This is a genomic window from Streptomyces sp. SYSU D01066-1 (genome assembly GCF_054956795.1).
Genome location: NZ_JBUDHV010000029.1, coordinates 1 through 17,826, shown reverse-complemented (window position 1 = coordinate 17,826; position 17,826 = coordinate 1). Strand labels below are relative to the sequence as shown.

Here is a 17,826-nt window from a genome sequence, read left to right as displayed (position 1 = left end):
CTGCCGGCCGCGGCTTCGCCGAGGACGCCGCGACGGACGGTCAGCGGGCGGCAGCCGCCGGCCAATGAGGACGCAGGTGACGCCCGCCCGGCACGCGCACCCGCCCGGTGCTGGTCGGTGCCCCTCCCCCGCCGCCGGCGCGCAACCGTGGTTCCCCCTTCCGGTCCCCCACAGGGGAGTGGGCCCAGGGGGCCGGCCGCCGGGCGGACGCACACGTGGCCTCCAGCGGGAACCGGGCCGTGGACGGAGCCCGCGAGGTCCGCGCCGAGTGAGGCACGGGGCCTAACCGACCACCCGCCCGTTCACCACCACCCGCGACGGGACCCCCAGCACGCGGACGTCCGCCCGGGGGTCCCGTTCGTACACCACCAGGTCGGCCGGGGCGCCCTCGGTCAGGGCGGGGCGGCCGAGCCAGGCGCGGGCCGACCAGGTGGCCGCCGACAGGGCGGTGAGCGGGGGGATGCCGGCCGTGACCAGTTCGGCGACCTCCGCCGCCACCAGCCCGTGCGGCAGCGTGCCGCCCGCGTCCGTGCCGACGTAGACCGGGACGCCGGCGTCGTGGGCGTCGCGGACGGTGTCGTAGCGGCGGGCGTGCAGCCGGCGGAGGTGGGCGGACCAGCGGGGGAACTTGGCCTCGCCGCCGGCGGCCAGGTCCGGGAAGGTCGCGATGTTGACCAGGGTGGGGACGATCGCGACGCCCCGGGAGGCGAACAGCGGGATCAGGTCGCCGGTGAGGCCGGTGGCGTGTTCGACGCAGTCGATGCCCGCCTCCACCAGGTCCCGCAGGGAGTCCTCGGCGAAGCAGTGCGCGGTGACGCGGGCGCCCAGGCGGTGGGCCTCGGCGATGGCCGCCTCGACCGCGCCGCGCGGCCAGCACGCCAACAGGTCCCCGAGGTCGCGGTCGATCCAGTCGCCGACCAGCTTGACCCAGCCGTCGCCGCGCCGGGCCTCCCGGGCGACGTAGGCGGGCAGGTCCTCGGGCTCCACCTCCCAGGCGTAGTTACGGATGTAGCGGCGGGTGCGGGCGATGTGCCGCCCGGCCCGGATGATCTTCGGCAGGTCCTCGCGGTCGTCCACCCAGCGGGTGTCGGAGGGCGACCCCGCGTCCCGCAGCAGCAGCGCCCCCGCGTCCCGGTCGGCCAGTGCCTGCCGCTCGGCGACGTCGGCGGGGACCGCACCGTGCCGGTCGAGGCCGACGTGGCAGTGGGCGTCGACCAGACCGGGCAGCGCCCAGCCCTCGACGGTCCGGACGTCCCGGGTGCCGGCCGGACGGTCGTAGGAGATCCGGCCGTCGATCACCCACAGCTCGTCGCGGACCTCGTCGGGTCCGACGAGCACCCGGCCCTTCACGTGCAGCATCGCGCCATCGCTCATGTCCCGCAGCCTAATCAGCCCCTGCCACGGGCCCGCCGTGCGGCCGGGGAACCGGCCGCCGCCGCAGCGGAAGCCGGGATGCCGGGCGTGACCGTGCCGCGACGGACGGGCTCCGGGCGTGACCGTGCCGCGACGGACGGGCTCCGGCGCGATTCGGGAGGCGTGCCGCGGTTACCCTCGACCCGTACGCTCGCGTACACCCACCCGTGAGCAGTGACCCCGTACCGTGTAGTGAAGAGAGCGCCACCGTGACCGACCCCTTCCTGGACCTCCCCCCGCTGAGCGCCGACCGTTTCGCCGCGATCGAGGACCGGGTGGCGCGGCTGCTCGGCACCGCGCAGGACGTGGTGATCATGCAGGGCGAGGCGCTGCTGCCGCTGGAGGGCGCGATCCGCGGGACGGCCGGGCCGGACACCGTGGCGCTGAACGTGATCACGGGGCCGTACGGGCAGACCTTCGGCGACTGGCTGCGGGACTGCGGCGCGACGGTGCACGACCTGGCGGTGCCCTTCCACGAGGCGGTGACGGCGGAGCGGGTGCGGGAGGCGTTCGCCGAGCACCCGGAGATCGACTTCGTGTCGCTGGTGCACGCCGAGGCGGCGACCGGGAACACCAACCCGGTCGCGGAGATCGGCGAGGTGGTGAAGGAGCACGGCGCGCTGTTCTACCTGGACGCCGTGGCCTCCGTGGGTGCCGAGCCGGTGCTGCCGGACGCCTGGGGCGTGGACCTGTGCGTGATCGGGGCGCAGAAGGCGATGGGCGGTCCGGCCGGGGTGTCGGCGGTGTCGGTGAGCGAGCGGGCCTGGGCGCGGATGGCCGCGAACCCCGGGGCGCCGCGCCGCTCGTACCTCTCCCTCCTGGACTGGAAGGAGCGCTGGATCGACGGCGGGCGCACGGCGCTGCCGCACGCTCCGGCGCAGTTGGAGATGCTCGCCCTGGAGGCGTGCGTGGCGCGGATCGAGGCGGCCGGCCCGGAGTCGGTGATGGCGCGGCACGCCTCGGCCGCGGCGGCCACCCGCGCGGGCGCCCTGGCGCTGGGCGGGGGGCTCACGCCGTACGTGCGCGCGGCACGCGACGCGGCACCGGTCGCCACCACGCTGCGGGCCCCGGCCGGCCTGGACGCCTCGGAGCTGGTGGCGCGGGCGCTGGAGGCCGACCCGACGCTGCCGCTGGCCGCGGGCGGGGGCGCGCTGGCCGAGGAGATGATCCGCGTCAACCACTACGGGCCGCGCGCGACCCGCGGAGCCGTGCGCGGCTGCCTGGACGCACTCGGTGCCGCGCTCGCCGAGAAGGGCCTGCCGACCGATCCGGAAGGCGCCCACCGGGCCGCCGAAGGAGCCTGGCAGGCGTAACGGGACCTGAATTCGGGATTCACTCGGGGAGATAATCAAAACCGTTCGGAATTCTTCCCAAGGATACTTCCCATAGTCTTCTTCCCGCTTCCGCGGGGACTAAACGCAAAGATTTCGCGCATGTTTCCGGCGGGTCACTTGAATGTGACCCGTTGCACAAGCGGTACGATTCGCCCGTTATGCACCGGGCAAACCGCCTCAAAACCCAGGCACCTCGCGTGATCATCCGCGCTCGCGCGATAACACACCCCCTCGCCATCCGTAACCCCGCCTGGCGATGCATTTTTGCATTCCCCTGGGTAAGTTCAATTTGTATGACTGCCGCACAAGCAGACCTGCACATCGATCGTCCGAAAGTGGCGGACGGGGCCGCGCTGTGGCGTATAGCGAGGGATTCGAAGGTCCTGGACCTGAACTCCTCCTACGCCTATCTGTTGTGGTGCCGGGACTTCGCCGCGACCTCGGCCGTCGCCCGCGCGGCGAGCGGCGAGGCGGTCGGGTTCGTCACCGGCTATGTGCGGCCGGACCGTCCCGACACCCTGCTGATCTGGCAGGTGGCGGTGGACGAGGCGTACCGCGGCCGCGGACTGGCCGCGCAGCTGCTCGACGGTCTGGTCGCGCGCGTTGTGGCGGAGCAGGCGCTGACCACGCTGGAGACGACCATCAGCCCGGACAACCTCCCCTCCCGACGGCTGTTCACCTCGTTCGCCGAGCGCCACGGCGCCGCGCTGGAGCGGGAGACGCTGTTCGACGCCGGTCTGTTCCCCGACGGACCGCACGAGCCCGAGGTCCTGTACCGCATCGGCCCCCTGTCAGCGGCCCGCTGACACCGGACCCCCACCGACTTCGACTTCCCTCACCTCACCCTTCACCGCACCGAGGAGCGATTCGCCGTGACCATCACCCAGCCCGACCTGAGTGTCTTCGAGACCCTGGAGTCCGAGGTACGCAGCTACTGCCGCGGCTGGCCCACCGTCTTCGACCGCGCGCACGGCAGCCGCATGTACGACGAGGACGGCCACGAGTACCTCGACTTCTTCGCCGGAGCCGGGTCGCTCAACTACGGACACAACAACCCCGTGCTGAAACGGGCGCTGATCGACTACCTGGAGCGGGACGGTGTCACGCACGGTCTCGACATGTCGACCACCGCCAAGCGCCGCTTCCTGGAGACCTTCCAGAACCTGGTGCTGCGCCCCCGCGACCTGCCGTACAAGGTCATGTTCCCCGGCCCGACCGGCACCAACGCGGTGGAGGCCGCGCTGAAGCTGGCCCGCAAGGTCAAGGGCCGCGAGGCGATCGTGTCCTTCACCAACGCCTTCCACGGCATGTCGCTGGGCTCGCTCGCCGTGACCGGCAACGCCTTCAAGCGGGCCGGCGCCGGCATCCCGCTGGTGCACGGCACCCCGATGCCGTTCGACAACTACTTCGACGGCACGGTCGAGGACTTCCTGTGGTTCGAGCGGCTTCTGGAGGACCAGGGCTCGGGCCTGAACAAGCCCGCCGCCGTGATCGTGGAGACCGTACAGGGCGAGGGCGGCATCAACGTCGCCCGCCTGGAGTGGCTGCGCGCCCTCGCCGAGCTGTGCGAACGGCAGGACATGCTGCTGATCGTCGACGACATCCAGATGGGCTGCGGCCGTACCGGCGCCTTCTTCTCCTTCGAGGAGGCGGGCATCACCCCGGACATCGTCACCGTCTCCAAGTCCATCAGCGGCTACGGCCTGCCGATGTCACTGTGCCTGTTCAAGCCCGAACTGGACATCTGGGAGCCGGGCGAGCACAACGGCACCTTCCGCGGCAACAACCCCGCCTTCGTCACCGCGACCGCCGCCCTGGAGACCTACTGGGCCGACGGCTCCGCGATGGAGAAGCAGACCCGGGCCCGCGGCGAGCGGGTCGAGCAGCACCTGATCTCCATCACCGAGGAGAACCTCGCCGACGTCAAGGAGTACCGGGGCCGCGGCCTGGTCTGGGGCCTGGAGTTCCACGACAAGGACCGCGCCGGCCGCGTCGCCAAGCGCGCCTTCGAGCACGGGCTGCTGATCGAGACGTCCGGCCCGGAGAGCGAGGTCGTCAAGCTGCTCCCCGCGCTCACCCTCACCCCCGACGAACTGGACGAGGGCATGAAGATCCTCGCCCGGGCCGTCCGCGAGACCGCCTGATCAACTGGCCGGCCGGCCCCTGACCGCCTGACCCCCACCTAGGAGGCATCGCCACACCGTGATCGTCCGTTCGTTCAAGGAGATCGAAGGCACCGACCGGCACGTCAAGTCCGCGTCCGGCACCTGGGAGAGCAAGCGGATCGTCCTCGCCAAGGAGAAGGTCGGCTTCTCCGTGCACGAGACGATCCTGTACGCGGGCACGGAGACCGAGATGTGGTACGCGAACCACATCGAGGCCGTCGTCTGCACCAAGGGCGACGCCGAGCTGACCGACCGCGAGACCGGGAAGACCTACCACATCACGCCCGGCACCATGTACCTCCTCGACGGCCACGAGCGGCACACGCTCAAGGTCAAGGAGGACTTCCACTGCATCTGTGTCTTCAACCCGCCCGTGACCGGACGGGAGGACCACGACGAGAACGGCGTCTACCCGTTGCTCACCGAGGAGGCGTGAGGAAACCGTGACCGCGACCACCGGGACCGCCGCGACCACCGTCACCGACCTCTACCCGACCCGGGGCACCACCGAGGTGGCCACTCCCCGGCAGGACCCGGTCGTCTGGGGAGCACCCGAGGCGCCCGGGCCGTTCGAGCCGGGTGACCTGCAATCCTTCGAGCGCGACGGCTTCATCGCCATCGACCGGCTCATCACCGAGGACGAGGTCGCCGTCTACCGCGACGAGCTGGACCGCCTCGTGGCCAGCCCGGAGATCCGGGCCGACGAACGCTCGATCGTCGAGCCGCGGTCCCAGGAGATCCGGTCCGTCTTCGAGGTGCACAAGATCTCCGAGGTCTTCGCGCGGCTCGTGCGCGACGAGCGGGTGGTGGGCCGCGCCCGGCAGATCCTCGGCTCGGACGTCTACGTCCACCAGTCGCGGATCAACGTCAAGCCGGGCTTCGGCGCCAGCGGCTTCTACTGGCACTCGGACTTCGAGACGTGGCACGCCGAGGACGGTCTGCCGCGGATGCGCACGGTGTCGGTCTCCATCGCGCTGACCGAGAACTACGACACCAACGGCGGACTCATGATCATGCCGGGGTCGCACAAGACGTTCCTCGGGTGCGCGGGTGAGACGCCGAAGGACAACTACAAGAAGTCGCTGCAGATGCAGGACGCGGGCACGCCCTCCGACGAGGCGCTGACCGAGATGGCCTCGGAGTACGGCATCAAGCTGTTCACCGGCAAGGCCGGCTCGGCGACCTGGTTCGACTGCAACTGCATGCACGGCTCGGGCGACAACATCACCCCGTTCCCCCGCTCCAACGTCTTCATCGTGTTCAACAGCGTGGAGAACGCGGCGGTGGAGCCGTTCGCGGCGCCGGTACGGCGGCCCGAGTTCATCGGCGCGCGGGACTTCACGCCGGTGAGGTGACCGTGTGACGCACGCCCCCGGGCCGGTGCCTCGTCCGTGCGGGACGGGAGGCACCGGCCCGGCGGCACGTCTATACGACGCTCGCCAGCCGACCGGCACGCGCGCTACGGGCGGCACGGAAGACACCCGCCCGGCGGCACATCCGCACGACGCTCACCAGCCGACCGGCACGCGCGGCACGGGCGGCACGGAAGACACCCGCCCGGCGGCGCGTCTACAGGGCGTTCAGCAGCCGGTCGACGTCCGCGTCCGTGTTGTACAGGTGGAACGCGGCGCGCAGGTTCCCCGCCCGGTCGGAGACCTGGATGCCGGCCCGGTCCAGCTCGCCCTGCCGGTGGCCGAGCCCGGGCACCGAGACGATCGCCGAGCCCGGCGCCTGCACCGGCTCGTGCCCGAGCGCGGCCAGCCCGGCCCGGAACCGGTCGGCGAGCGCGAGGTCGTGGGCGTGCACGGCGTCCACCCCCAGCTCCTCGATCAGCGCCAGGGAGTGCCGGGCGCCGGCGTAGGACAGCAGGGCGGGGCTCTCGTCGAACCGGCGGGCGGAGCGGGCCAGTTCCTGGACCGGGCCGTAGGTGCTCCGCCAGGGGTGCTCGCCCGCGGCCCAGCCGGCGAACAGCGGGGGCAGCCCGCCCAGGTCCTCGGGGACGACGAGGAAGGCGACCCCGCGCGGGCAGAGCACCCACTTGTAGGCGACGACCGCGACGTAGTCGACGTCGGCGGCGGCCAGCGGCAGCCAGCCCGCCGACTGGGAGGCGTCCAGGAGGATCCGCGCGCCGTGCTCCCGGGCGGCGGCGCGCAGCGCGGGCAGGTCGACGAGCCGCCCGTCGGCGGACTGGACGGCGCTGACGGCGACGAAGGCGGTGTCCGCGGTGACCGACTCGGCGATCCGCTCCAGCGGCACCGCCCGCACCTTCAGATCGCCGCGCACGTGGAAGGGGTTGACCAGGGAGCTGAAGTCGTCCTCGGCGGTGAGGACTTCGGCGCCCGGCGGCAGCGAGGCCGCGATCACACCGCTGTAGACGGCGACCGACGCGCCGGCGGCCACCCGGGAGGCGGGCACCCCGACGATCCGCGCGAAGGCGGCCCGGGACGCCTCGACGTCGGCGAACATGTCCGACGGCCGCCCGGCCGCCACGGACGCCACCGCGTCCCGTATCGCGGCGACGGACCGGGCGGGCAGCAGGCCGAGCGCGGCGGTGTTCAGGTAGACGCTCTCCGGCTGGAACTCGGTGCGGACGAGACGATCGAAGGTCTGCATGTCCCTTACTGTGCGGCCCCGGCCGCGCCCCGTCCATCGCTTTCACCGGCTCGCGGCACCGCGCAGCCGTCGGGGCCGCAGGCGTCGCCGCCGCCCACGGCCGCCCGCGTGCCCTGGACCATGGCGAGCGGCGCCCGCGCCTGCCACGCCCGGGTGAGCGCCTGGGCGAAGACCTCGGCGGGCTGGGCGCCGGAGACGCCGTACGTCCGGTCGAGCACGAAGAATGGCACACCGTCGGCGCCGAGCCGCCCGGCCTCCCGCTCGTCGGCGCGCACCTCGTCGGCGTACGCCGCCGGGTCGGCGAGGACCTCGCGCGCCGCGTCCGCGTCCAGACCGGCGGCGCCGGCCAGCTCGACGAGCCGTTCGTCGTCGCCGAAGACGGACCGCTCCTCGGCGAAGTTCGCCCGGTACAGCAGGTCGAGCAGCTCCGTCTGGCGGCCCCGCCCGCGGGCGAAGTGCAGCAGGCGGTGCATGTCGAAGGTGCTGCCGTGGTCACGGCCCCGGGTGCGGTAGGGCAGGCCCTCGGCGGCGGCCTGGCTGCCCAGGTTGTCCTCACCGGCCTCGGCCTGCGCCTCGCTCATGCCGTACTTCCTGGTGAGCATCGCGATCACCGGCTGGACGTCGTCCTTGGCGCGGCCCGGGTCCAGCTCGAAGGAGCGGTGCACGACCTCGACCCGCTCCCGGTGCGGGAAGGCGGCCAGCGCCTTCTCGAAACGGGCCTTTCCGACATAACACCAGGGACAGGCGATGTCGGACCAGATTTCGACGCGCATCGTGATCGGCACTCCAGGTCGTACGGGTACGGAGGCTCCCTCCGGCGAACGCGTGAACCCTCGACGAGCCGCTTCCATTCCCTCGAGCCGCCGTCCCGCGGGCCACGCGGCCGGCGGGGCCGGTGCCCGCGCCGTCGCCCGTGTGCGTCCGGCAGCGCCGCCGTCACCGTGCGCCCCGCCCGGGAGCGGTCTTTGTGGCCCGTCCTCCGCGACGGCCGAGGAGGACGGGCCCCTTGGCCGGCCGGGAGTCCACTTTCGTCGTCCGGGGCCGCGCCGAAGGGGGGACGCGGGCGTCCGGGGGCGGCCCTCTATCGTCTGCGCGTGGACGTAGCCGAAACACCCCGCACCGGCCTGCCGCTCCGTCACCGGCTCGCCGCCGCCTCCCCCTGGCCCCGCAAGCGGATCGTCGGGGAGGCCGTACTCGCCGTGGCGCTCTCCGGGATCGCCGGCCTGCTCTACTCGACGGAGTCCGGGTCCGTGGCGCGGGGCGGCGCCCTGGCCCTGGCCGTCGCCGTACTGTCGCTGGCCCGCCGCGCCCTGCCGGCGACCGTGCTGATGGTCTCGTCGGCCCTGGCCGGATCGGTCCTCGGTACGTTCGCGCTGCTGATCTGCGCCGGCTGGTCGGCAGGCAGCCGCATCAAACGTCCGGCGCGCGCGCTCGCCGCGTACGCGGCCGGGCTCGCGCTCTACGCCGTTCCCGCCCTCACCGTCTCGGCCGACGACCGGCTCTGGACGTCGCCGCTGGTCATGCTCGCGCTGGGCGGCGGCCCGTTCCTGGTGATGGCGGTCGTACCGGGGCTCGCCTCCCGCTACCGCGCCCAGCGCCACGCCCTGCTCGACGCCCTGCGCCGGCACAACGCCCAACTGGTGCGCGAGCAGGCGATGGTGGCGCGGCAGGCCCGGCTGCTGGAGCGGCAGCGCATCGCCCAGGACATGCACGACAGCCTCGGCCACCAGCTCGCCCTGATCGCCGTGCACTGCGGGGCGCTGGAGGTGGACCCGAAGCTCGACGACCGCCAGCGGGAAGGGGTGGGCGTCCTCCGGGAGGCCGCCAGGTCGGCGATGCGGGAGCTGCGGGAGGCCGTGGGCATCCTGCGGGACGACGCGGAGGGGTCCCCGCCCGGGGCCGAGGACCCCTCGGCGGACCGCACGGCGGCCTCCGTCGACACACTGGTCGCCTCCTCGCGGGCCGCGGGCACGCCGGTGGAGCTGCGCCGGTCCGGCACCGGACGGGCCCTCACGCCCGCCGTCGACCGCGCCGTGTACCGCATCGCTCAGGAGGGGCTGACCAACGCCCACAAGCACGCGCCGGGCGCCCCGATCACCGTGGCGCTGCGCTACGAACCGGACAGCCTGGTGGTCGAGGTGGCCAACGGGCCGGTGCCGGCCGGGGCGCAGGCCGGGCCCCCCGCGATCAGCGGCGGCCAGGGACTGACGGGGCTGCGGGAGCGGGCCCGGCTGGTCGGCGGCATGGTGCACACCGGCCCCACCCCCGACGGTGGTTTCCGGCTCGCGGGTGTACTGCCGTACGGCGACGGCGACGGCGACGGTGACACCGGCGGCGAGCGGCCGGCCCGTCCGGACGGCGCGACGTTCGTCGCCGCGGACGACGACTTCCGGGGGCAGACCGGCGGGGACCCCGCGGGCGACGGTGGTGGCGTCATCGAACGCACCGATCCGCACAAGGAGTTCGCGACCATCATGAGCAGCAAGAAGAACGTCGCCCTGGGATGCGCCCTCACCGCCGTGGTCCTCGTCGTGGGCGTCGGCGCCCTCCTGGTGTGGGGGGTGTCGAAGCTGGTGGGCGAGGTACGGAACGGCGTCATCCCGGCGAGCGTGTACGAGTCGGCCCAGGTCGGCGACGCCGAGGCGGAGCTCCGGAAGAAGTTCCCGAAGGGCGACTCGCTGCTCACCGACGGCGTGGAGAAGGACGGCCCGCCGCTGCCCGAGGGCGCCGTCTGCGAGCACTTCGTGGACGACACGGAGGACATCGTCTACCGGTTCTGCTTCCGGGACGGGAAGCTGTCCTCGAAGGAGTCCTACAAGCACGAGGTGTGACGCGGCCCGTGGCCGCGCCCGCGCCGGGATCGGGCATGATGAGCGGGCCCCACCACCCGCTCGCCCTACCGACACCGCGCAGGAGGCCGCGTGATCCGGGTCCTCGTCGCCGACGACGAACCGCTCATCCGGGCGGGCATCAGGATGATCCTCACCTCGGCCGACGACATCGACGTCGTCGCCGAGGCGCGGGACGGCAGGGAGGCGGTGGAGACCGCCCGGAGCACCGCGGTCGACGTGGCCCTGCTGGACATCCAGATGCCCGTGATGGACGGGCTGACCGCGCTGGCCGAGCTGGGCCGCGCCGCGCCGGGGGTGCGCGTGCTGATCCTGACCACCTTCGGGGAACGGGACAACGTCCTGCGGGCGCTCGGCCACGGCAGCGCGGGCTTCCTGCTGAAGGACTCCGCGCCGCAGGAGCTGATCCACGCGGTCCGCGCGGCGGCGGCCGGCGACGCCTATCTGTCCCCGGCCGCCACCCGGCACGTGGTGGACACCCTCGCCTCCCCCTCCGCCACCACGCGCGGCGAGGAGGCGCGCCGCCGCCTGGCCGGGCTGACGGCGCGTGAACGCGAGGTGCTGGCCCTGCTCGGCGAGGGCCTGTCCAACGCGGACGCCGGCGCCCGGCTGCACATGAGCGAGGCCACGGTGAAGACCTACGTCAGCCGCATCCTGACCAAGCTCGACTGCGACAACAGGGTGCAGGCGGCGCTCCTGGCCCGGGACGCGGGCCTGGAGCCGAGCGCGGGGTGAGCCTCAGCGCTCCAGCACCCCGTTGAACCGCCGCGGCAGGCCCAGTTCGTTGGCGTCCCGCAGCTCCACCGGCAGCAGCGCCTCCGGCGTGTTCTGGTACACGACGGGCCGCAGCCACCGCTCGATCGCCGTCCCGCCCACCGACGTGGACGTCGACGTGGTCGCCGGGTACGGGCCCCCGTGGTGCTGCGCCGGGGCCACCGCGACCCCCGTCGGCCAGGCGTTCACCAGCACGCGTCCGGCCAGCGGCGTCAGCTCCGCCAGGATCTCCGCGCCCCGTCCCTCGCCGGCCGCCTCGCCCGAGGACAGGTGCACCGTCGCCGTCAGGTTGCCCGGCAGCCGCGACAGCACGGCCTCGACCTCGCCCTGGTCCTCGTAGCGCGCCACGACCGTGACCGGCCCGAAGCACTCCTCCAGGAGGAGGTCGTACTCGCCCTCCTCCGTCAGCCTGCTCGCCGGCACCGTGAGGAAGCCGGGGCTGACGGTGTGCTCGTCGCCGGGGCCCGGGGTCACCGGGGCGTCGACGCCGGGCAGTTCGGCCCGCTCGGCGACGCCGGTGATGAAGTTGTCCCGCATGCGGTGGTCGAGCAGGACCCCGGCGCCGGTCTCGCCGACGGCCTCGGTCAGGGACTTGACCAGCTGGTCGCCGGCCGCGCCGGCGGGGGCCAGTACCAGGCCGGGCTTGACGCAGAACTGCCCGACGCCCATCGTCATCGACCCGGCCAGCCCGGTGCCGATCGCCTCGGGGCGCTCGGCCGCCGCGGCCTCGGTGACCACGACCGGGTTGAGGGAGCCCAGCTCGCCGTGGAAGGGGATCGGCACGGGGCGGGCCGCCGCCGCGTCGAACAGGGCGCGTCCGCCGCGCACCGAGCCGGTGAAGCCGGCCGCCGCGACCAGCGGGTGCTTGACCAGCTCGACGCCGGCCTCGAAGCCGTGCACCAGACCGACGACGCCCTCGGGTATGTCGTGCCGGGCGGCGGCGCGGCGCAGCACGGCGGCGACCCGCTCGGACAGGGCGGGGTGGTCGGGGTGGGCCTTGACCACGACCGGGCAGCCGGCCGCGAGCGCGCTCGCGGTGTCGCCGCCGGGGACGGAGAAGGCGAAGGGGAAGTTGGAGGCCGAGTAGACGGCGACCACGCCGAGCGGCACCTTGTAGCGGCGCAGGTCGGGGACGGGCGGCGTCGCGGTGTCGTCCGGGTGGTCGATGACGACACCCAGGAACTCGCCCTCGTCGACGATCTTCGCGAAGGCCCGCAACTGGTAGCAGGTGCGGGCGAGTTCGCCGTTCAGCCGGGCCGGGCCGAGCGCCGTCTCGGCGTCCGCGACCTCGACGAGCGCGTCCTTGGCCGCCTCCAGCTCGTCGGCGGCCGTCCGCAGGAAGGCGGCGCGGACGGCGCGGTCGGCGAGCGCCTCGCGCGCGGCGTGCGCGGCGCGGACGGCGGCGTCCACGTCCTGGGCCGTCGCCTCCACCGCGACCTGTTCGCGCTGCTTCCCGGTACGGGGGTCGACACTCCAGACTGGTGTTGCTGCCACCGAGGGCCCTCCAGATCTAGGGACGTTCGATATACTGAACGCTGTCTCTATGGATGAATACGTTCGGAGACTATTTCCCGTCCGACGAAGGGGTCAAGGCCGATGCCGACAGGCGAGACAGGCGGCGGAGCGCAGGTCAAGTCCGCGGTGCGGACCGTCGAACTGCTGGAGTACTTCGCCGGACGCCCCGGCATGCACTCCCTCGCGTCGGTCCAGGAAGCCGTCGGGTACCCCAAGTCGAGCCTCTACATGCTGCTGCGCACCCTGGTCGACCTCGGCTGGGTGGAGACGGACGCCACCGGCACGCGGTACGGCATCGGCGTACGGGCGCTGCTGGTGGGCACCTCCTACATCGACGGCGACGAGGTGGTCGCGGCGGCCCGCCCGACCCTGGACCGGCTGAGCGACGACACCACCGAGACCATCCACCTCGCCCGCCTGGACGGCACCAACGTGGTCTACCTGGCCACCCGCCAGTCCCAGCACTACCTGCGCCCCTTCACCCGCGTCGGCCGCCGCCTGCCCGCCCACTCCACCTCCCTGGGCAAGGCGCTGCTGAGCACGTACACCGACGAGCAGGTGCGCAAGCTGCTCCCCGAGACGCTGCCGGCGCTGACCGAGCACACCCTCACCGACCGGGAGCGGCTGATCGAGGAGCTGCGCCAGATCCGCGAGCAGGGCTTCGCCGTGGACCGCGAGGAGAACACGCTGGGGCTGCGCTGCTTCGGCGTCGCGATCCCCTACCGCACCCCCGCGCGGGACGCGATCAGCTGCTCGGTGCCGGTGGCGCGGCTGACCCCGGCCCACGAGCAGCTGGTCAAGGACGCCCTGTTCGACGCCCGCGACCGGCTGCTGCTGGCCACCCGCAGGCTCTGAGCGGCGCGGACGGCGCGGACAGCGCGGGGCCAGGAGATAGAGGAGACCGAAGAGATCGTCCTGAGGCCGGACGGCCCCGCATGAGAGCCGGATGAGAAAACGGGACGAGAGGGAACGATTCCCTCCCGTCGGTCGTCGTCCTGAGCGGGATGAACAAGACGATCAGGCGCGCGTCGGTCTTCACGCTGCTCCTGGTGTTCGCACTGCTGGTGCGGGCCACCTGGGTGCAGTTCTACGAGGGCCAGGCGCTGGCGGACGACACGGACAACCGACGCAACGCGATCCAGACGTACGCGGGACCGCTCGGGAACATCATCGTGGCCGGCGAGGCGGTCACCGGATCGGCGCGGACGGAGGGCAGCGACCTCGCGTACAAGCGCACGTACACGGACGGCGAGCTGTACGCGGCGGTGACCGGCTACGCCTCGCAGGCCTACGCCCCCACCCAGCTGGAGGGCATCTACGAGGACCTGCTCAACGGCACCGACCCGCGGCTGAGGACGGTGATGGACACCGTCACCGACCAGCGGGCCGACCCGGGCAATGTGATCACGACGATCGACCCGGACGTGCAGAAGGCCGGGTACGAGGCGCTGGGCGACACCAAGGGCGCCGCGGTGGCGATGGACCCGAAGACCGGCGAGATCCTCGGAGTCGTCTCCACTCCGTCGTACGACCCGACCTCACTCACCGACGCCAACACGGCCGGGACCGCGTGGAAGAAGCTGAACGCGGACGACGACAAGCCGCTGACCAACCGCGCCCTGCGCCAGCCGCTGCCGCCGGGTTCGACGTTCAAGCTGGTGGTGGCGTCGGCGGCGCTGGAGGACGGCCTGTACTCGTCGGTGGACGAGAAGACCGCGAGCCCCGACCCGTACACCCTGCCGGGCACGGTCACCCCGCTGACCAACGAGAACCCGAACGCCCCCTGCGAGAACGCCACCATCCGCGTCGCGCTCCAGTACTCCTGCAACAACGTCTTCGGCAAGATGGCCGTCGACCTGGGCCAGGACAAGGTGCGGGCGATGGCGGAGAAGTTCGGCTTCAACGACGACGAGCAGGACGTGCCGGTGCGGGCGTACACCAGCGTCTACCCGTCCGACATGGACGAGGCGCAGACCGGCCTGTCGGGCATCGGCCAGTTCGACGTGACCGCGACCCCGCTCCAGATGGCGATGGTCTCCGCCGCCCTCGCCAACGGCGGCGAGCTGGTCACCCCGCACATGGTGGCGCAGACCACCGACAGCGACGGCGACGTGCTGGAGGACTACGACGAGGACGCTTCCTCCAAGCGCATCGTCAGCTCCTCCACCGCCGAGCAGCTCCAGTCGGCGATGCGGACGGTGGTCGAGGACGGCACCGGATCCAACGCGCAGATCGACGGCGCGACGGTGGGCGGCAAGACGGGCACGGCGCAGCACGGCGAGAACAACAGCAAGACGCCGTACGCCTGGTTCACGTCCTACGCCACCGACGACTCGACGGGCGAGCAGGTCGCCGTAGCGGTGATGGTGGAACAGTCGGACGCGGCCCGCTCCGAGGTCAGCGGCAACGGGCTGGCCGCGCCGGTGGCGAAGGCGATGATGGAGGCGGCGCTGGACGACTGACTAGCCCAGCAGCTTGAGGAGCTGCGCGTCGAGCAGGGCACCGGGGACATCGGGCGTACCGCTGAGGTAGGCGACGGTGTCCCCGGCGCGCAGCACGAAGGCCCGCGTCCCGGCGGCGCTCAGCCCGACCGCCTGATCGGCCCCCTCGGGCGCGGTCGCGGCAGCGACCTTCCCGAACTCCCGCCGCTCACCATCGACAGTGCTCTGGACCCCCTCCGCACAGGAGTCGAACGCGGCACCGATCGCGTCCAGCGCGCCGGCGGCCTGACCGGCCGGGTACTCGGCGACCACGACCCGCACCTCGGCCCCCTCCCCCGCCACGTCCCGCACGACGGCGGACGAGGGCTCACCGACGGCCGCGCCGGCCAGCGCGGAGCCGAGGGGAGCACAGGCGTCCACGCCGACGGTGACCTCGGCCCGCTCCCCTTCCTCCACGCTGAACCCCTTCACGTCCTGCCCACCGAGCACGGCACCACCCGGCCCACCCGCCCTCGCGGAAACGCTCGCCTGAACGCTCGGCTTCAGCAACCCCTCCGCGGAGTCACCCCCACCGGCGACCACGTCACATGCGGCCAGCGCCCCGCACAGAACGGCCAGCACCCCACCGCGCCCCACCCGCCGCACATCCACCGTCGCACTCCGCTCGACCAGACCGCACACAGCGCGGGCAGGGCCCCGTACCGCCGCCCGCGTTCCCGCAACCTACCGTGCTGGATCACCGGTGCTGCCGGACGGCCTCACCTGCGGTGCCGACAGCCGGCCCAGGCCGGGTTGCACCCGTCCGCCCACGCCCGTCGCCGTCGAACGGCGTCTACTGCCGGGAGAGCCCGGCAGGATCGATGGTGATCGGGAACGGAACGTCCAGGTGAGTGGTCACCCCCGCGAGCGCGGTCATCCGCTCCGCGTACCGGCCGCCTTCCAGCTCGTGGACGACGAGCATGGGAGCCGGATCGAATTCGAGCCGCCAGAAGTGCGGAATGGCCGCCTCGGCGTAGAGCATCGGCTTGAACTTGCGGTCCACGGTGCGGTTGCCGGGAGACACAAGCTCGACCACGAGTCGCACGCCGTCGGCGTCGACGCTGACGGCGTCCTCCGCGGTCGCGCCCGCATCGGTCACCACGAGGTCGGGAACCACGAGTCCGGAGGGAAGGATGACGTTGATGGCTTCCAGCACCTCGACCGGTGCCTTGTCCGCCTGGGCCGCTGCGTGGAGCATCATTGCGAGCCGGAGCGAGGCTCGCTGGTGACGGATGCCAGGGGCGGGGGACATGATGAGGGATTCCCCCAGGAGTTCGTAGCGCATGGTGCGGTCCTCGGGCAGGGCCAGGACATCGGCGACGGTCCATGGCCCTGTGTGGTCGACGGCAATGCTCATATGCCTGATCACCTCCTCCGCCCGGCAGGCGGTACACGGCCAGCATACGAGCGCTCCCGCCTGCTGACATCAGGTTCGTCACCCTGGGGAGACCTCGGACACCCGTGCCGGGAATCCGCCGGGCAGTGCGGGCGTCGCCTCCGACGAGACGCCATCGACATCCCCGGTGCCGCCCTCGAAGGCCCTTCCGGCCATGAACTCCCGGCTACGACCACAACGGTCCACTGCTCCACTCTTCTTAGCCTCGCGCTTTCACGAGGTGGACTGTCCGAGGCTTGATCAAATAAGCGGAGAGTGCTCCTGACCTACAACGATGGGACTTGTCTAGGGTCCATGTCGCCGCAAGGAAAGAAGCACTCTCCGGGTGAAGAAGCGCAACGGGTCCTTCCCGCGTGTCCGCACCGAGGGCGGCGGCCGGGCGGTGGTTTCGCAGGCCGGGAGCGTGCTGCTGGTGGAGACGGTCCGCAAGAGCGGCCTTGACCAGGCGATATCCGGGGTGCTGTCGCCGTGGCGGAAGCCGCGGGCCGTTCACGATCCCGGGAAGGTTCTGCTGGACGTCGCGCTGGCGGTCGCGTCGGGCGGGGACTGTCTCGCCGATGTCGGCATGCTGCGGGCGGAGCCGGCCGTGTTCGGGCCGGTGGCCTCCGACCCGACGGGCTCCCGTCTGATCGACACCCTTGCCACTTCCGGGGAGAAGGCCCTGCAGGCGATCCGTTCCGCGCGGTCCGAAGCCCGTCAGCGGGTCTGGCGGCTGGCCGGCCGGGCGGCGCCCAACGCGGACGGGACGGTGACCGTCGACCTCGACGGGGTACTGGTCATCGCGCACTCCGACAAGGAGGACGCGGCACCGACCTGGAAGCGGAGCTACGGCCATCACCCGCTCATGGCGTTCGTCGACCACGGGCCGGGCGGCACCGGGGAGCCGGTCGCAGCCCTGTTCAGGCCGGGCAACGCGGGCTCGAACACCGCCGCCGACCACATCACCACCACCCAACTCGCCCTGGCCCAGCTGCCGGCCAGGTTCCGGCGCGGCCGGCGGACTCTGATCCGCACGGATTCTGCGGGCGGCACCCACAACTTCGTGGCCTGGCTGGCCCGGCGGGGGCGGTGGCTGTCCTACTCGGTCGGCATGGTGATCACCGAGCAGGTCCACCAGCATGTCCTGAAGGTTCCGGCCTCGGCCTGGACACCGGCCGTCGAGGCGGACGGCGAGGTCCGGGACGGGGCCTTAGTGAGCGTTTGGTTCGCTTTCGCGGTAGTTCTTGGCAGATTGCGCCCCGGCATGGTCGCTGTACGACGACCCCGTATACGGGGATAAGCCCTCAA

At 72.5% G+C, this 17,826-nt stretch carries 15 protein-coding genes and 1 pseudogene; 10 read left to right on the top strand and 6 right to left on the bottom strand.

Features of this window, described 5'->3' with window-relative positions; all coding sequences use genetic code 11:
* Positions 1 to 282: 282 nt before the first annotated feature.
* Positions 283 to 1,374 (bottom strand): amidohydrolase family protein, encoded by a 1,092-nt coding sequence (locus ACY1JF_RS23300; protein ID WP_462707158.1) that lies wholly within the window; start codon positions 1,372 to 1,374, stop codon positions 283 to 285.
* Between the two features lie 248 nt (positions 1,375 to 1,622).
* Between ACY1JF_RS23300 and ACY1JF_RS23295 the strand changes: the two genes are divergently transcribed.
* From ACY1JF_RS23295 to thpD, 5 genes are all read left to right on the top strand, one after another.
* On the top strand, positions 1,623 to 2,726 hold the full coding sequence (locus tag ACY1JF_RS23295) for a pyridoxal-phosphate-dependent aminotransferase family protein (protein ID WP_462707157.1): 1,104 nt from the start codon (positions 1,623 to 1,625) through the stop codon (positions 2,724 to 2,726).
* A gap of 314 nt (positions 2,727 to 3,040) precedes the next feature.
* Positions 3,041 to 3,553, top strand: coding sequence for a diaminobutyrate acetyltransferase (ectA, locus tag ACY1JF_RS23290; RefSeq protein WP_462707156.1), 513 nt, complete (start codon positions 3,041 to 3,043; stop codon positions 3,551 to 3,553).
* A 66-nt stretch (positions 3,554 to 3,619) separates the two neighbouring features.
* The gene (gene ectB, locus ACY1JF_RS23285) at positions 3,620 to 4,891 is read left to right on the top strand and encodes a diaminobutyrate--2-oxoglutarate transaminase (RefSeq protein ID WP_462707155.1); all 1,272 of its coding nucleotides are present in this window, start codon (positions 3,620 to 3,622) and stop codon (positions 4,889 to 4,891) included.
* Positions 4,892 to 4,949: 58 nt separating this feature from the next.
* Positions 4,950 to 5,348: an ectoine synthase gene (locus tag ACY1JF_RS23280; RefSeq protein ID WP_462707154.1), complete on the top strand. Its 399-nt coding sequence runs from the start codon at positions 4,950 to 4,952 to the stop codon at positions 5,346 to 5,348.
* A 7-nt stretch (positions 5,349 to 5,355) separates the two neighbouring features.
* Positions 5,356 to 6,267, top strand: coding sequence for an ectoine hydroxylase (thpD, locus tag ACY1JF_RS23275; protein ID WP_462707153.1), 912 nt, complete (start codon positions 5,356 to 5,358; stop codon positions 6,265 to 6,267).
* Positions 6,268 to 6,481: 214 nt separating this feature from the next.
* Here the strand turns inward: thpD and ACY1JF_RS23270 are convergent, their stop codons facing one another.
* Both ACY1JF_RS23270 and ACY1JF_RS23265 read right to left on the bottom strand, forming a co-directional pair.
* Positions 6,482 to 7,525: an aminotransferase class V-fold PLP-dependent enzyme gene (locus ACY1JF_RS23270; protein ID WP_462707152.1), complete on the bottom strand. Its 1,044-nt coding sequence runs from the start codon at positions 7,523 to 7,525 to the stop codon at positions 6,482 to 6,484.
* A 5-nt stretch (positions 7,526 to 7,530) separates the two neighbouring features.
* Positions 7,531 to 8,298 (bottom strand): DsbA family oxidoreductase, encoded by a 768-nt coding sequence (locus tag ACY1JF_RS23265; RefSeq protein WP_462707151.1) that lies wholly within the window; start codon positions 8,296 to 8,298, stop codon positions 7,531 to 7,533.
* 321 nt (positions 8,299 to 8,619) lie between these two features.
* On the opposite strand from ACY1JF_RS23265, the gene ACY1JF_RS23260 reads away from it, so the two are divergent.
* Positions 8,620 to 10,356, top strand: coding sequence for a sensor histidine kinase (locus ACY1JF_RS23260; RefSeq protein ID WP_462707149.1), 1,737 nt, complete (start codon positions 8,620 to 8,622; stop codon positions 10,354 to 10,356).
* A 90-nt stretch (positions 10,357 to 10,446) separates the two neighbouring features.
* The gene (locus ACY1JF_RS23255; protein ID WP_462707148.1) at positions 10,447 to 11,109 is read left to right on the top strand and encodes a response regulator transcription factor; all 663 of its coding nucleotides are present in this window, start codon (positions 10,447 to 10,449) and stop codon (positions 11,107 to 11,109) included.
* Positions 11,110 to 11,112: 3 nt separating this feature from the next.
* Here the strand turns inward: ACY1JF_RS23255 and ACY1JF_RS23250 are convergent, their stop codons facing one another.
* Entirely contained in the window at positions 11,113 to 12,642 is a 1,530-nt protein-coding gene (locus tag ACY1JF_RS23250) for an aldehyde dehydrogenase (NADP(+)) (protein ID WP_462707147.1), read from the bottom strand.
* A gap of 102 nt (positions 12,643 to 12,744) precedes the next feature.
* Between ACY1JF_RS23250 and ACY1JF_RS23245 the strand changes: the two genes are divergently transcribed.
* Both ACY1JF_RS23245 and ACY1JF_RS23240 read left to right on the top strand, forming a co-directional pair.
* Positions 12,745 to 13,518: an IclR family transcriptional regulator gene (locus tag ACY1JF_RS23245; protein ID WP_462707145.1), complete on the top strand. Its 774-nt coding sequence runs from the start codon at positions 12,745 to 12,747 to the stop codon at positions 13,516 to 13,518.
* Positions 13,519 to 13,667: 149 nt separating this feature from the next.
* Positions 13,668 to 15,125 (top strand): peptidoglycan D,D-transpeptidase FtsI family protein, encoded by a 1,458-nt coding sequence (locus ACY1JF_RS23240; protein WP_462707144.1) that lies wholly within the window; start codon positions 13,668 to 13,670, stop codon positions 15,123 to 15,125.
* Here ACY1JF_RS23240 and ACY1JF_RS23235 read toward each other — a convergent pair whose 3' ends face one another.
* Entirely contained in the window at positions 15,126 to 15,593 is a 468-nt protein-coding gene (locus ACY1JF_RS23235) for a hypothetical protein (RefSeq protein ID WP_462707143.1), read from the bottom strand.
* A 343-nt stretch (positions 15,594 to 15,936) separates the two neighbouring features.
* Positions 15,937 to 16,500, bottom strand: a complete 564-nt coding sequence (locus ACY1JF_RS23230) for a Uma2 family endonuclease (protein WP_462707142.1) — start codon at positions 16,498 to 16,500, stop codon at positions 15,937 to 15,939.
* 364 nt (positions 16,501 to 16,864) lie between these two features.
* On the opposite strand from ACY1JF_RS23230, the pseudogene ACY1JF_RS23225 reads away from it, so the two are divergent.
* Positions 16,865 to 17,737 (top strand): annotated as a pseudogene (locus tag ACY1JF_RS23225) (IS1380 family transposase); the annotation flags it as partial.
* Positions 17,738 to 17,826: the final 89 nt, after the last annotated feature.

What these genes read in the sequence shown, in the direction of transcription:
- ACY1JF_RS23300 (WP_462707158.1), bottom strand. Translation starts at nt 1,374, where the DNA reads ATGAGCGATGGCGCGATGCTGCACGTGAAGGGCCGGGTGCTCGTCGGA.
- ACY1JF_RS23270 (WP_462707152.1), bottom strand. Translation starts at nt 7,525, where the DNA reads ATGCAGACCTTCGATCGTCTCGTCCGCACCGAGTTCCAGCCGGAGAGC.
- ACY1JF_RS23240 (WP_462707144.1), top strand. Translation starts at nt 13,668, where the DNA reads ATGAACAAGACGATCAGGCGCGCGTCGGTCTTCACGCTGCTCCTGGTG.
- ACY1JF_RS23230 (WP_462707142.1), bottom strand. Translation starts at nt 16,500, where the DNA reads ATGAGCATTGCCGTCGACCACACAGGGCCATGGACCGTCGCCGATGTC.
- ACY1JF_RS23245 (WP_462707145.1), top strand. Translation starts at nt 12,745, where the DNA reads ATGCCGACAGGCGAGACAGGCGGCGGAGCGCAGGTCAAGTCCGCGGTG.
- ACY1JF_RS23265 (WP_462707151.1), bottom strand. Translation starts at nt 8,298, where the DNA reads ATGCGCGTCGAAATCTGGTCCGACATCGCCTGTCCCTGGTGTTATGTC.
- ectA (WP_462707156.1), top strand. Translation starts at nt 3,041, where the DNA reads ATGACTGCCGCACAAGCAGACCTGCACATCGATCGTCCGAAAGTGGCG.